This window comes from Arthrobacter sp. 05L45_2 (assembly GCF_056397525.1).
Map to the genome: position 1 here is coordinate 1 of NZ_JBFTNO010000062.1, position 14,160 is coordinate 14,160.

The window sequence follows — 14,160 nt, forward strand, 5'->3', positions numbered from 1 at the left end:
ATCCACAAGACCATGGGCTTCCGCGTCAGCCACGAGGCCGAGGTAGCCGGCGTGGACCGCTCCGAGCACGCGGAGACCGCCTACGAGTTCGACGGCCTCGCGCACAGCCGCTTCAACCCCTTCGGCCACCACCACGCCAACACCCCCGTCCACGGAACCGCCGTCCGGACCGCCACACCCCACGCAGCGCCCGCGCACGTGAAGGAAGACAGCTTCGCCTAGCACCGCCGGCACTGCCCGGCACCGGGCCCGCGGCGCCGCCTGACAGAATGGCCTTATGGAACTCGCCCTCGGACTGCTGGTCCTCGTGGCCGTCGTATGCGCCGGAAGCGCGCTGGGCCGGAAACTCAACATTTCCGTCCCCCTGCTGCTGGTGCTGGCCGGCGTCGCGGGTTCCTTCCTCCCCTTCATCCCGCCCATCGAGCTGAACCCGGAACTGGTCCTCGTCGGGCTGCTGCCGCCGCTGCTCTACGCTGCCGCGCTGCGGACCTCGCTCTTCGACTTCGGCTCCAACCGGCGCGCCATCAGCCTGCTCTCGGTGGGCTACGTGATCTTTGGAACCATCACCGTCGGCCTGGTGGTCTGGTGGCTGTTCCCCGAGATCCCGCTGGCCGCCGCCATTGCCCTCGGCGCAGTCGTGGCCCCGCCCGACGCCGTCGCCGCTACCGCGATCGCCCGGAAAGTGGGTATGCCCCGCCGGATCGTCACCATCCTCGAGGGCGAGTCCCTGGTCAACGACGCCACCGCCCTGGTCTGCCTCCGGGCCGCCATCGCCGCGATCGCCGGAACGGTGTCCGCGGCCGGTATCGCGGGCGGTTTCCTGCTCGCGGCCGGTGGCGGACTGGTGGTCGGGCTGGCCGCCGCCTACGTGCTGACCGAGCTGCGCAAGCGGATCCGCAACGTCGCGATCAACACCTCGACGTCGTTGATGGCGCCGTTCGTCGCCTACCTTCCGGCCGAGGCAATCCACGCATCCGGTGTCCTGGCCGTCGTCGTCACTGGACTCGTTATGGGGACCAAGGCGCCGTCCATGCCCAACGGCGCCGCCCGGTTGAGCCAGCGCAGCAACTGGAACACGGTGCAGTTCCTGCTGGAGAACTCCGTGTTCCTGCTGATCGGGCTCCAGGTCCGGACCATTATCGAGGGTGTCCAGGACGACTCCCTCGGCGCCGGCCGGATCTGGGCGGGCTGCGCTGTGATCCTGCTGGCGGTCCTGCTCCTGCGGCCGGTCTGGGTGTTCCCGGCGACGTACCTGCCGCGGCTGATCCCGGCCGTGCAGCGGGCCGACCCTGCCCCGCCGTGGCAGTTTGCCGCGATCGTGTCCTGGGCGGGGATGCGCGGAGTGGTGACGCTGGCCGCGGTTCTTGTGCTGCCCGCGGACCTGGAGCACCGGTCCGTGCTGATCCTCGCCGCGATGGTGGTGGTCGGCGGGACGCTGACGCTGCAGGGCTTCACCCTGCCCACGCTGGTGCGCCTGCTGCGGATGCAGGGCCCCGACCGGCGCGAGGACGCCCTGAACCAGGCCTCCCTGATGCAACTGGCGACCGCCGCCGGAGTGGCGCGGCTGCAGGAACTGCGCACCGACGACGACCCGCCGGAGGTGGTGGCCATGCTCAAGCGGCGCACCCAGGAGCGGGGCCTCGCCGCCTGGGAACGCCTGGGCCGGCCCAGCTCGGAGGCCGCGACCCCCAGCCAGCGCTACGCCAAGCTCCGGATGGCCATGCTGGACGCGGAACGGGCCAAGGTGCTGGAACTGCGCCGCGGCGGCGAATACGCCCACGAGGTCCTCAGCGAGGTCCTGGACCGGCTGGACGTTGAAGAATCCATGCTCGACGTCGCGCTGGACGAGCTGGACACCGCCGCCGAGGGCGGCGGCGAGGGCATCGCCCGGCCGGGCGGCGTGTGCGGACACCTCGAGTCCGCACCGGATCCGCTGCCGCCGTCCGAGCCCTTCTGCGCGGATTGCCGCCGGGAGGGTACGACGCCGGTCCACCTCCGGATGTGCCTGGCCTGCGGAACCGTGGGCTGCTGCGACTCCTCCCCCGGTACCCACGCCTCCAAGCATTTCGATGCCACGGGCCACCCGGTGATGCGCAGCATCGAGCCGGGCGAGGACTGGCGCTGGTGCTACGAGGACGAACTCCTCGGCTAATCCCCGCCCGGCAGCCTTTAGGCGTGCCCCGTGCGGCGCGGAATAAGCCCGGGATAAGTGCGGGCTGTACCCGGAACAGGCTGTCCGGGTAATGCCAAGCCGGGCCGCCGCGCGTACCCTCGGCTGTGTGGACATTGTCGAGTTTTTGTCCGAACGCATTTCCGAGGACGAGGCCGCAGCCCGGACCCTCCTCAGCAGCCGGACGGTCTCCAAGTCGGGCGAATGGTACGAGCAGCGGCTGCTCCTCGAATGCGAGGCGAAGCGGCGGCTGATCGGCGTCGTGGAGGCAGCAAGGCAGTCGGCCCTGGCAGCCATGGTCAGCGACTCGCTCCAGGAGACCCACTGGGCGCCCCGGTCTCTGGACTGGATGGAACGCTCGCTGCGGGCCCTGGCCCTGCCCTACCTGGAGCACCCGGACTTCGACCAGGACTGGTTGCACCCATGAACTCCGGTCCGGGCCGGCCCGTGAAATATCCTCGACCGTCCTGCCGTTAGCCCCGGTATGACAACTATCGGAATCATCGGTGCAGGACACATTGGCAGCCAGCTCGCACGGAAGGCCGTGGAACTGGGCTATGACGTCGCGATCAGCAACTCCCGGGGACCGGAAACCCTGGCGGACCTCGTCGCTGAACTGGGCCCCCGCGCACGCGCCCTCACGGCGGCGGAGGCAGCAGCGGCGGGCGATTTCGCCGTCGTCACGGTGCCCTTGAAGAACATCAAGGACCTCCCGGCCGAACCGCTAGCCGGCAAGATCGTCATCGACACCAACAACTACTACTGGGAGCGCGACGGCCGCTTCCCGGCGCTGGACAACGGGGAGGCCACCACCTCCGGGCTCCTGCAGGAACACCTGCCCGAGTCCAAGATCGCCAAGGGCTTCAACCACATCATGTCCGGCCAGATCACCACAGACGGCACGCCCGCCGGAACGGACAACCGCCGCGCACTGGCCACCGCCAGCGACTACCCGGAAGCCGCCGAGCTCGTCACACGGCTCTACGACGAATTCGGCTTCGACACCGTCAACATCGGCCCGCTGTCCGAAAGCTGGCGCGTGGAACGTGACCGTCCGGCCTACGTGGTCCGGCAGAACGCCGCAGAACTGCGCGAGAACCTCGCGAAGGCTCCCCGCACCGTCTAACCTCCCGGCCAAACCAGGCGGCCTTAGGGCCTGCGCGTCCGGAGCCGGCGCCACCAGGGGCGCCGGGCTTCCGGCTCGGGCACGACGACGTCGGCCGCTGCCGCCCGCCGCTCACGCCAGAGTGCCACCTCGGCGTCGACATCCCGTGTTTTGGTGGTGACGGGTGGCCCGCCCTGCAGCTGCCGGCGGGCGTCAATGACGCGGGTATTGAAGTCCGTGAGGAGCTCCCGCACCTGCGCCTCCGAGAACTGGGCGTCGAGGCGGGCGTCCAGTCCGGCGTCCTCGCCGCGCAGCAGGATCGCCGTCGGGCCAAGCCCGGTGATGTTCTCGCGCTGGAGCAGCCCCTTCACCCACCAGTCGGGGTCGTAGGCCTCGCCCAGCCCGGGGATGGGCTTGCCCGCGTATTTGAGATTGTCGAACTTGCCCTGCGCCATGGCGTCGCGGACCAGGTAGTCGGCGCGGGCGGCCTCGTCCACGGCGGCGCGCTTTTGCCGGAGTTCTTCCTCGGCGGCGCTGACCTCGTCGTTTTCCTGGACCGTGCTGCCGCTGGCCCGGATGGAGCGCAGTTCGGCCGCGCGTTCCACCCGGCGCCGGAACGCCGAGCCTCCCCCGTCACTCATGGCCACCGTCCTCTCCGCCGTCCGGATTCGTGGATCGGCTTCCAGTATGCGCAGGTTGGCCGGCCCGCCGAAAGTGCGGTCGGTGGACCGTTCAGTCCCCGTCGAGGCAGAGCACGAAGCCGGGAAACGCGTGGCGGCCGGCCCGCCCGCCCACCACGTCGATTGCCTCGCGCAGCTCACGGAGCTGGTCCACGCTCATCTGCAGCGGCGGTTCGTCGGGCTGGTAAGTGGTGAGCACCGGGTAGTCGACGCCCGGCTCCCCGGCCATCTCGATGTGACAGCCCAGCACGTGGCTGACCGGGTGCTCGGCGCAGAAGCGCAGGAGCCCGTCGATGCTGCGGACGAAGGCCGGCCAGTCATGGATGTAGAGCCGGCCCGGGTAGACGGTGTCCCCGGTGAGCAGGAACCCGGTGTACGGGTCGTAGAAGGTGACGGCGGCCCGGTCGTGGCCGGGGCTGGGCCAGCACCGCAGTACCCGGCCGCCGAGGTCCACCTCAGCCGGACCGCCGTCGTCGTCGGTGAAGCCAAAGTATGCCCAGGCGGAATCCTGCCCGGCGTCCACCACCTCGGTCCGGGGCCGGCCGGCGAACTGGGCGTCGCCCGCGACGTGGTCCCCATGCGGGTGGGTGTGCAGGACCAGGAGCCCGTAGCCGGCGCGGGGGTGGGCGGCCAGCCAGGTGTCGACCAGGCCGTCAACGACGCGGCGGAGCGGGAAGAACTCCGCCGAGGCCGTGGCGCCGGTGTCGATCAGCACGGCGCGGGTGTTGCCGAACAGCAGGAACACAAACGGTGCCTCGTAGTTCACCGCCATGTTCTGCCGCAGGATGAACGTGTGCTCGTCGTAGGCGTGGACCTGGATCTCCGGGTCCGTGTTGTGCTTCGCGGACTCGGAGCCGTGAATCCAGGCCACCTCCAGGTCACCGGGCCGGGGGACGCCGGAGGTGAAATCGACCGCTGTTGGCGAAGCCATTCTTAGAGGCCCGGCAGGACTTGTTCGCGGACCTGCTTCCGGAGGATCTTGCCCAGCATGGAGCGCGGCAGATCCTCGATCGGGACAATCCGGCGCGGGACCTTGTACCCGGCCAGGTGCTCGCGGCAGTATCTGCGCAGGGCTTCCTCGTCCAGCTCGGTTCCCGGCTCGAGTTCGACGGCGGCCACCACCAGTTCACCGCCGCGCTCCAGGGGTTTGCCGACGACGGCGGCGTCCCTGATGTCCGGGTGCAGGCGCAGCACGGCCTCCACCTCGGTGGGCGAGACGTTGAACCCGCCGGTGATGATGAGTTCCTTGGCGCGGTCCACCACGGTGGTGAAGCCGTCCGCGTCCACGGTCACCACGTCCCCGGTGCGCAGCCAGCCGTCGGCGGTGAGGGTTTTCGCGGTCTCGTCCGGGTTGTTCCAGTAGCCCTGGAAGACCTGTGGGCCCTTGATCAGGAGCTCGCCCGGCTGGCCCTGCGGGACCTCCGTTGAGGGGTCTTCGACGTCGACCACCTTCATCAGTGTGGAGGGGAACGGCACGCCGATGGTTCCGGTGCGGCGGGTGGGATGGAACGGGTTGCCCAGCGCCACCGGGGAGGATTCGGTCATGCCGTAGCCCTCCACCAGCAGGCCGCCGGAGACCGACTCCCAGAGCTCCACCACGTGGTCCGGCAGGTTCATGGCCCCGGAGATGCAGTACTTGCAGGACCGCAGCGAGATGCCCTTCTCCTTCGCGGCCATGGCCGTGCGCTCGTAGATCGGCGGGACGGCGCAGTACACGGTAGCCGGCGACTTCTTCATCGCGGCCAGCACCAGGTCCGGATCGAATGTGGGGAACAGGACCAGCAGGGCCTGTTTGCGGATGCCGTAGGTCAGGTAAAGGGTCATGCCGAAGGCGTGGAACATCGGCAGGATCGCGTAGAAGATTTCCTTGCGGGACTCCGCGCCGGCCATCCACGCCTCGCCCTGCAGCGCGTTGGCGTACAGGTTGAAGTGCGTCAGCATCGCACCCTTGGGCCTGCCGGTGGTGCCTGAGGTGTACTGGATCGCCGCGAGGTCCTCCACCGCCGGCCGCGGGTGCGACGGGTCGATCCGGCCGTGGCCCAGGAGTTGCTTCCACGGCATGGTGCCCGGGGCGGGGGCCGTCAGGGACTCCCGGGTGCTGCGCAGCCTCTTCACCGGCAGGCCCAGGGCGAGGCGCTTGGCCGCGGGGAACGCCTCGAGCAGGTTCACCGAGACCACGTGGTCGATCTCGACGTCGGCCGGGAACTCCCGGATGGCCGCCGCGGCCTTGTCCCAGACGATCACCACGCGGGCCTGGTGGTCCTCGAACTGGTGGCGCAGCTCGCGGGAGGTGTACAGCGGGTTGTGTTCAACCACGACGGCGCCCAGGCGCAGCACCGCGTAGAACGCCACCACGTGCTGCGGGCAGTTCGGCAGGATCAGCGCCACCCGGTCGCCGGCACGGACGCCCAGCCGGCGAAGCCCCTCAGCGGCCCGGTCAACCTGCTCGCCCAGCTCCGTGTAGCTGGTCCGGCGGCCGAAGAATTCCAGCGCCGGGGCGCTTCCGGCCTCAGCCACGGAGTGCTCCAGCATGGCCACCAGAGATTCCGTGGGCAGGTCAATCTCCGCAGGGACGCCGGGCTGGTAGTTCTTCACCCAGGGCTGCTGGTCCGTATGCTCCATGCCCACATCATTTCGCGAACTGCTGCCCGGGGCGAATCACGGACTCCTTCCGCCCCACTTCGCCGGACGGGCCGTAGGATGTGCAGACATCGGGGACCGTTGGGGGACAAGGGTGGCACATGCATAAGGTTCGACACATCATGATGGCCGCCGCCTTGACCGCGAGCGCACTGACAGGTTGCGCGCCGTCGGCCCCTGGCCCTGAGCAAGGATTCGTCCAGGCGCCGAGCTCCGATGCCAGCACACAAAGCCCGGACGCGGCCGCATCATCTCCTCGCACCATCCCGCCCACGCCGGCTGTGCCGGCCAAGGCGTCCCGGTTGTACTCCCAGACAGATGTCGAGTCGATGGTGGGGGTGTTTTCAGATCCCGGCGGAGGTCACGCCGTCGTCCTGTCCGGTGAAACATTCTGGAAAGAGAACTGGTTTTTCCATTTCAACGCTGGCGGGGCGAAGATCAAACCCGCCGAGTGTGCCGATACCCTCGCCTGGGCAACGCTCATGACTGATAACACCCCGGCTGCCGGAACCTTCAGGGGCACGTCCGCCGAACCCGTCTTCCTGGCCGTCACCGCGGACCGCGACGACCTGCTGTCGCTGGCCTTCTCCTCGGTCAGCAAGCTCCCAGATTGCTCCCCCGTGCGGCTGACCAGCGGAAATAACACCGCCACTGCAACGTACCTGCGAGCATCCGCATTTACCAACGGAGGCCTTACCTATGCCGTCATTGCGCGTCTGGCCATTGAGGGCAAAGGATCCATCCAGTTCCTGCGGGTGGCGGCCAAGAGCGGGACCCTGTTTGTCCAGGCCATTGCGGAAATCAAGGATGCAGACAATTACCGCGCCACGGCAGACCGGCTCACCAGCTACATCAACAACGTATTCCGCGGGCAGGACCTTCTTGGCAAGGGCCTCGATCCGCGTTCAGGGGCACGGCTGGGCAAGCAGGCCTGATCGCCCGCCGCACGTCCCGCCGTCGCAGTTTGACGCGGGGGCCCTCGGTTGTCCACAGTAAGTCAGTGCTCTTGAACGTTGATCAAATGGCCCCGGGCACCCTTGCCTCCGGCACCCGCCCGCTACCAAAGCAAATCGCAGCGCTGGCCGGCTTCCTGGTGGCGTCCTGGGCCGTCTCGTTGCTGGCCTCGCTGCCGATCAGGACCAACGGCGCCTGGTACGCGGCCGCGGACAAAGCCTCGTGGACCCCGCCAGGGTGGATGTTCAGCTCTATCTGGCTGGCGCTGTACGCGGCCATGGCCGTGGCCGCGTGGCTCGTGTGGCGGCAGCAGCGCTACCCGCGCCGGACGGCACTGAGGGTCTACGCCGGCCTGTTGCTGCTGAATCTGTCGTGGCCGCTAATGTTCTTCGGCATGTACCCGATGTTGGGGGCGGCCGCCCTGTGGCTGGCGCTGCTGGTGATCGCTGCCCACGCCGTGATTGCGACCTTCGCCGTCCTGCATTTCGGGCCGATCAGCACCGCCGCCGGGTTACTGATGCTGCCCTACGTTTCGTGGCTGGTGTTCTCGGCCAGCCTCAACCTGTACGCGGCCCTGAACAACTAGGCCGACGCCAGCGTCCTGGGCGGCGCAAGGCGACGACGACGGCGCTGCACCGCCGTCGTCGTCCGCCGCAGTTTAGGCGTTGACGTGCTCGGCAAGAATGGCGTCCACCTGGCCGAGCGCGCCCTTCATGCCCTCCTCCATGCCCATGGCGACGATCTTCTCCATCTGGTCCTCGTTCTCGAAGGTGGACAGGACGGTCATCCGGGTCCGGTCCCCGATCGGCTCGAGCGTCACGACACCGTGGATGGTGCCCATCTCGGCCACGGGATCGCCATTGTCGTCCGAGAAGCCGTCGTCGAACTCAAGGCGGTGCGGGRCATCGAGGGCAACAAAGCGCCACCAGCCGCGGGCTTTCTCCCCGCCGGGGCCGGTCATGTAGTAGCTGGCCTCCCCGCCGGGAACGAAGTCGTGCTTTTCGAAGGTGGCAGGCCAGGTGGGCGGGCCCCACCAGCGCTCCAGCTGGCGCGGATCCTCCCAGACCTGCCAGACGCGCTCCACGCCGGCATCGAACTCGGTGACGATGGAGAGGCTCAATGCCTCAAGGTTCTTGACTGAACTTGTAACGGTCATGTCCAACCCTTCCTATTCCCCTGCTTCGCTGTCTTCTGCCTTCCGGACCACTGGCTGGCCGGAATAAAGATTTCCGTCGGCGAGCAAATCGGCTATCCTTTCGGTCCGTTGCCGCCAGATGACCTCGTACTCATCGAGCAGCCTGCGGGCCCTTTGCAGTCCGTCGTGGTTGGCCCGCACAATCTGCTCCCTTCCGCGCTTCTCCTTGGTCACCAGCGAAGCGCGTTCCAGCACCGCCACGTGTTTCTGGACGGCGGCGAAACTCATGGCGTAGAGCGCAGCGAGCCCGGAGACCGAGAACTCGCCGACGGTTACGCGCCGCACAATGTCACGACGGGTCGTGTCTGCAAACGCCTGGAAGAGGCGGTCGACGTCTTCATCACTCCATTGATCTACAACCATTTGGTTGTAGAATATTGTGTTTGCGGAGGGGTGTCAAGGGGTCCCCGAAAGAGTCCGGTCACCCCAGGAACGAGCGGTGGATGTCGCTGCCGTACCGGCGGATGATGTCGCGCTTGGCCGCTTTGAAGGCCTCGAGGTTTCCGGCCCGGCCGTGCTGTTCGGTGTGGCGCCTGGCGAGCTCGTCCGCGATGACGTCCAGGAAGAGCTCGGCCAGCAACAGCCGGGCGGAGTCCCGGAACCGCCCGCGGCCGTCGACGTACAGCTGGACGGTGGGGGCCGCGGTGTTGATGATGACTTTGCGTTCGGCCGGACTGTAGACGGCCCGGTCGGCGCTGTTGTGCAGGCTGCGGAACTCGTAGCCGGTGAAGAGGTCGACGCCGTGGTCCCGGGTTGGCCTGTGTGCCTTGTGGTTGTGCGCCGCCTCCCGCAGCGGCGCCGTGGCTCCCAGCGCGTCCGGCCCTCCCCCGGCGCCCTGCGGACCCTGGCCGGCACCATGGTGCGACGCGTGCTCGGCAATGACGATCTCGCACAGCGCCCAAAAGTCGCCGGCCCGGGCGGTGAGTTCACCCCGGTCCCCGGGCCGTTCCCCCGTCACCGCCCATTCGAGCCGGTCCGCGGCGCCCAGCGTGCCGACGTCGACCGGTACCGGGACCGGTTCGATCTGCACGGAGGCGGGCAGTTCGGCCTCGAAGGTCAGGGTCGCGCCGTCGGGCAGTTGGGCGGCATCAAAAAGCAGCGACACGTGGAACGGATGGCCCGGCGGGCGGTAGTAGAAGGGCGTGGTGAAGCGCAGTGCCGCGGGCTGGTCCCCAACCGCCGGGGCCGTCCCAGGCGGCGGTGACGTTGCCAGCCCGAGGTCGACGACGGCGGCCTCGCTCATGTGCCGCAGGAGATGCTCGATCATGTCCGCGGCGCGGCCGGACGTGGTGGCCCGCTCCAGGTGCGTCAGTTTCTCCTTCTCGGCCTGGACCGCGCCGGCAATCATCGCGCTGACGGCTTCCGAGAACGCGGCGACGAAGGCGTCCCGGGGATTCAGGCCCTCCCGTTCGTCGCTGATGATCGCCCGGCCCCGCCCCAGCATCCCCGTCAGCGCATCACAGGACACCTCGCCGAACAGGTACTCGGTCCCCACCTGGTTTTCGAAGGCGAAGAGCTGGCAGTCGAGGACAGCTTTCCCGGACAGGACCACCAGGCCGTTGGTCCGTTCGTCCCCGCTGAGAGTCAGTTCGGTGTCCGCGGCCCGCTTCAGGGTCAGGGTGAAGGGGTAGTCCGCGCCGTCGAAGCTGACGGTTCCGGGCCGGTCCGGCCCGAGCAGCACCTCCGCCGGCGGTTCCAGGAAGCGGACCTGCAGGGTGTGGTGCTCCGTGGAGCCGGGCTGTCCGTGTTCCAGGTCCACTGTCCGGCGGCCCAGGACGGCGCGCAGGTAGAAGTTGGCGGACAGGGACTGCAGCAAGGTGTTGTACTGCGTGATCCGGGCGCGGGGGTTGTCCACCACCACCGTTACGCGGGTGCCGCTGCCGGCAGGGGCCTCCGGTACCCCGAGCCGGGCGTAGTCGGCGGGGTAGGCACGGCGGTCCTCCCCGCCGTCGTCGTAAAGATACCCGCCGTTATCGCCCCGGAAGACGTCGATGCGGGTGAAGCGGCCGGACTGGATGGTCTCGATCCAGCCGTGCCCCAGCCCGAAGATGGCCTGCTTGAGGCCCCGGCCGAAGTAGCCGCGGCCGTCGCCTTCACCGCGGGCCAGGGGGCTGTGGGCGCCGCCGTAGCTGAGGATCCGCCGGGCCTGCCCGAAGGACATGCCCTCCGCCTGGTCGCTGACCGTCAGCACGGCCCCGGTGTGATGGCGTTCGTAGCCCACGGTGATCCGGCCCGGCACCGCGGCTCCGGCGTTTTCCGCCCGGGCGTAGCTGTCGTCGCTGTTGGTGATCAGTTCCACCAGCGCCTTCTCCACCGAGGCGAAGCGCCGTGAGTCGATTCCGATCACACGCTGGTCAACCTGGATCCGGGCAACCGTCATGCTGATTCCCTCGCCGCTACTGCCGCTTCCCCTCTTACGGGGAGACTAGCAGTCCGCCGGAAGACCGCCTAGGGCGTAGTGGAGGCAGGCTGCAGGTGGAGCGCATCCGCCGGGTTCCCGCCGCGGACAAAGGCGCCCAGCCAGGCCATGGCCGCTTCGCGGGACGTGAAGAATTCGTGCGGATACTTGGTGTCCCGGCTGGTGGCGGCCGCCACCACACGGTCCACCGCACTCGATCCGAGGACGGCGATGGCAATAACGTCTGCTGATTTGGCGAACTCGTAACGGGCCGCGGCGCTGATGACGACGTCGGTCATTTCGGAGAGCATCGGCACTTGCCTGCCCTGGCAGAGTTGTTTGGTTGCGCGCATGGCATCGCGGGCATCGCTGACGTCGACAAAGGAGCCGGGCACCCACACCGACTCGAGGATGCCGCCACTAATGCGCAGGGCGTTTTTACCGTCTGCGGCAAGGAGTGGTTCGGGCGTCATTTGGCCCATTCTAAACGTGCCAAAGCCGGGCACCTCGTCAACACGGCAGCGACCCTGTCATAAATAGGGCCGTCACTTCACCCCKGCCCTCTTACGGCGGTCTTCTTTACCGCGGAGGTCGCGGTTAAGGCGGCGGTCGCCGTGGTACAGAATCGACTCCCAGTTAATCTCCTCCGGCGCCTTCGGGATGATCTGCGGAGGTGCGGGCGCGGCGGCTTTCGGCTTGACGTAAAGCCAATTCAGCACGCCCAGGAAGATATCGACGATCGAGTTCCGGATCCCCATGTAGGCGCGGATGGCGTACGCGGCCATAACCGCGTTGAAGGCCGCGAACGCCGCGTTGGTCCAGTTTTGCTGCAGGACATCGCGCCAGACCGTGAACAGCGAAAAGGCGACGATCGCGTATGGCGCGATCACGTAGATCGCGGGCGCCGCCGTCCGGTCCTTGACCTTGGGCGTGCGGGCGAACGGAATCTTGTCACCGGTCAGGGCCTGCTGCAGGGATTTCAGCACGCCGGCGAGGTTCACCGGCATCAGCACCAGGTTGAACCCGTAGATCCGGAAGATGTCGCTGAAGCGGTGCCCGGACTCGCGCAGGTCGCTGCCCATGGCCAGGAAGTAGGGCAGCGCGGCGGCGAAGACCAGCGGGCTGAGGAGCCTGCTGTCATAGGGGTAGGCCAGCAGGAACAGGAGCCCGAAACTGGCCCAGGTGAGCGACGCCATGTAGTTCACGCGGAGCATGATTTCGCGGGCCCTGACGTCCTTGTCGAGGCCGCGGCGGTGCCGGATGGTGTCCCAGAGTTTGGGCAGGATCAGCAGGCCGCCGTTGGCCCAGCGCCGCCGCTGCACCACCAGTGACCCGAAGTCCGGCGGGGTGGCGCTGTAGCTGAGCCGTTCGGGGTAGTTCACGAGGTCCCAGCCTTCACGGCCCAGGTCCACGCTGGATTCGGTGTCCTCAATGACGGTCCGGTCCTGGATGTAGGTCCGGACCTCGAAGCCACCCTCGGAGGAGACCTCCACAATGTCCTCGAGGGCAACCTTGCGGATCACGGCGTTGGCACCCACCCAGAACGTCGCCCCGTAGCGCGTCATGCCCTRGTGCTGGATGTGCTGCAGGTCCGTCGTGGCCCCGGCTACGCGTTCGATGCGGGTGGGGGCGCCGCGGAACGAGGAGTACGGGGTCTGGGTCACGGCCACCCGCTCGTTGCCCGGTGATTCCAGGAAGTGGACCAGGCGCAGGCAATAGTCACGCAACAGCAGCGAGTCGGCGTCGAGGGTCAGGACGTAGGTGCTGTCGGCGATGACCAGGTCCCCGGCGGCGGGCTCGGCCGCGGGCTCGGCCGCGGGCTCGGCGGCGGGCTTTGCGGCCGGGTCTGCGGCCAGCCGCAGGACAGTTCCATCGGCTGTCTGTTCCTGCCGCCACCGGTGCCCCATCAGGCTCAGGTAGGAGTTGAGGTTCATGGCCTTGTTGGCCTCGTGCGACAGGCTCGCATACTTCTTGCGTTCGAAGGTGGAGACGCGGACGTTGAAGATCCAGGTCAGCCGGGCGTAGAGCTCCCGCATGCGCGGTAATTCCGGGGCCGTCTGCTGGGCGCGGGCAGCGTAGAGCGCGGTTAGGACCAGGCGCAGTTCGCGGGCCAGGCCCATCAGCACCAGGTCAACGAAGAACTCATCGACGTGGTCCTCCACCTGCTCGGCCTCGGCCATGCCCTCAAGCCAGCCGGCCGCATATTCGTATTCCTCGATGAGGGCGGGCAGTTCCGCCCCTGCTGAGAGCTTGCCGGCGCGTTCGTTGAACGCCGCGCTCGCGGCGTTCAGGCGGGACGACGGCTCCTTGAGGGTTCTGGTGATGCCGGCGGCGAGGTCGCGGGTGGCCTGCAGCCGTGCCTGCTCATCGGGGTTGTCCGGGAACGGCGGGTCATCCAGGAGCAACACCACGGAAAGGTCCGGGAACTCCTGCAGGGCCGCGGACCAGAGCGTCGCCCGGACCACCTGCGGCTCTTCCGCGTAGGACGGGACAAGGACGGTGACGGCATCCGTGTAATCGGTGAAGTGACGGTCCAGTTCGCCGCGGGGAACCCTGCGGTGGTCGCGGAAGCGGTTGAGGGCGCCCTGGCGTGCCAGCAGGTACATCAGGGCCGAGAACGTCAGGAAGGTGACGACGATGACGTAGGAGACGGCTTCCGCCCGGAACCTGAATCCCGCAGTGGGGTCGTTGATCAGGGCCCTGATCACGGTGGTCACCACATAGCCAGCCCACGCAAGGACCGTCACGACGATGCCCACACGTCCGAGGATGATTTTCCGGCGGGATGGTTCGGGATGAACGATGGCCAGCGGTTCGGAGCGCCGTTCGGCTCCCCATTGCCGTTTGCGGACCTTTGTGGCCTGATCGTCGGCCGCGGAATCTTCAGGCCGCGAAACGGCCAGGAGGTCGGACATAAATCCCCATCTGCATCATGTGCACCCCCAGCGGACACACTTCAGGCCGGCCTCGTCATTAGGCGGTGCGGTCTGCCCATATAATAAGCGCACGACCCCACAT

At 68.0% G+C, this 14,160-nt stretch carries 13 protein-coding genes and 1 pseudogene; 6 read left to right on the forward strand and 8 right to left on the reverse strand.

The window, feature by feature from the left end; translation table 11 throughout:
- The 4 genes and pseudogenes from AC1DHD_RS07035 to AC1DHD_RS07050 form a co-directional block, all read left to right on the forward strand.
- A pseudogene (locus AC1DHD_RS07035) lies at window positions 1-222 on the forward strand (ammonium transporter); the annotation flags it as partial.
- 55 nt (window positions 223-277) lie between these two features.
- Window positions 278-2,152 (forward strand): Na+/H+ antiporter, encoded by a 1,875-nt coding sequence (locus AC1DHD_RS07040; protein WP_476879029.1) that lies wholly within the window; start codon window positions 278-280, stop codon window positions 2,150-2,152.
- A gap of 127 nt (window positions 2,153-2,279) precedes the next feature.
- On the forward strand, window positions 2,280-2,597 hold the full coding sequence (locus tag AC1DHD_RS07045; RefSeq protein WP_476879030.1) for a DUF6221 family protein: 318 nt from the start codon (window positions 2,280-2,282) through the stop codon (window positions 2,595-2,597).
- Between the two features lie 57 nt (window positions 2,598-2,654).
- Window positions 2,655-3,296, forward strand: coding sequence for an NADPH-dependent F420 reductase (locus AC1DHD_RS07050; protein ID WP_476879031.1), 642 nt, complete (start codon window positions 2,655-2,657; stop codon window positions 3,294-3,296).
- 23 nt (window positions 3,297-3,319) lie between these two features.
- On the opposite strand, the gene AC1DHD_RS07055 is transcribed toward AC1DHD_RS07050, so the two are convergent.
- From AC1DHD_RS07055 to AC1DHD_RS07065, 3 genes are all read right to left on the reverse strand, one after another.
- Window positions 3,320-3,916: a DnaJ family domain-containing protein gene (locus AC1DHD_RS07055; RefSeq protein WP_476879032.1), complete on the reverse strand. Its 597-nt coding sequence runs from the start codon at window positions 3,914-3,916 to the stop codon at window positions 3,320-3,322.
- A gap of 91 nt (window positions 3,917-4,007) precedes the next feature.
- The gene (locus AC1DHD_RS07060) at window positions 4,008-4,886 is read right to left on the reverse strand and encodes an MBL fold metallo-hydrolase (protein WP_476879033.1); all 879 of its coding nucleotides are present in this window, start codon (window positions 4,884-4,886) and stop codon (window positions 4,008-4,010) included.
- A 2-nt stretch (window positions 4,887-4,888) separates the two neighbouring features.
- Entirely contained in the window at window positions 4,889-6,577 is a 1,689-nt protein-coding gene (locus AC1DHD_RS07065; RefSeq protein WP_476879034.1) for a long-chain-fatty-acid--CoA ligase, read from the reverse strand.
- Window positions 6,578-6,717: 140 nt separating this feature from the next.
- Between AC1DHD_RS07065 and AC1DHD_RS07070 the strand changes: the two genes are divergently transcribed.
- Together AC1DHD_RS07070 and AC1DHD_RS07075 are read left to right on the forward strand one after the other, a co-directional pair.
- Window positions 6,718-7,530, forward strand: coding sequence for a hypothetical protein (locus AC1DHD_RS07070; protein ID WP_476879035.1), 813 nt, complete (start codon window positions 6,718-6,720; stop codon window positions 7,528-7,530).
- A 65-nt stretch (window positions 7,531-7,595) separates the two neighbouring features.
- Window positions 7,596-8,135: a TspO/MBR family protein gene (locus tag AC1DHD_RS07075; RefSeq protein WP_476879036.1), complete on the forward strand. Its 540-nt coding sequence runs from the start codon at window positions 7,596-7,598 to the stop codon at window positions 8,133-8,135.
- A 72-nt stretch (window positions 8,136-8,207) separates the two neighbouring features.
- Here AC1DHD_RS07075 and AC1DHD_RS07080 read toward each other — a convergent pair whose 3' ends face one another.
- From AC1DHD_RS07080 to AC1DHD_RS07100, 5 genes are all read right to left on the reverse strand, one after another.
- Window positions 8,208-8,705 carry an SRPBCC family protein gene (locus AC1DHD_RS07080; protein WP_476879037.1) on the reverse strand — a complete coding sequence of 166 codons (498 nt, stop codon included), beginning with the start codon at window positions 8,703-8,705 and terminating at the stop codon, window positions 8,208-8,210.
- Window positions 8,706-8,717: 12 nt separating this feature from the next.
- A complete protein-coding gene (locus AC1DHD_RS07085) occupies window positions 8,718-9,107 on the reverse strand; it encodes an ArsR/SmtB family transcription factor (RefSeq protein WP_476879038.1) in 390 nt (129 codons plus the stop codon).
- A 58-nt stretch (window positions 9,108-9,165) separates the two neighbouring features.
- Window positions 9,166-11,124, reverse strand: a complete 1,959-nt coding sequence (locus AC1DHD_RS07090; protein WP_476879039.1) for an ATP-binding protein — start codon at window positions 11,122-11,124, stop codon at window positions 9,166-9,168.
- Window positions 11,125-11,192: 68 nt separating this feature from the next.
- Complete coding sequence (locus AC1DHD_RS07095) at window positions 11,193-11,615, reverse strand: DUF7793 family protein (RefSeq protein ID WP_476879040.1); 423 nt, start codon at window positions 11,613-11,615, stop codon at window positions 11,193-11,195.
- Window positions 11,616-11,687: 72 nt separating this feature from the next.
- Complete coding sequence (locus AC1DHD_RS07100) at window positions 11,688-14,057, reverse strand: glycosyltransferase family 2 protein (protein ID WP_476879041.1); 2,370 nt, start codon at window positions 14,055-14,057, stop codon at window positions 11,688-11,690.
- Window positions 14,058-14,160: the final 103 nt, after the last annotated feature.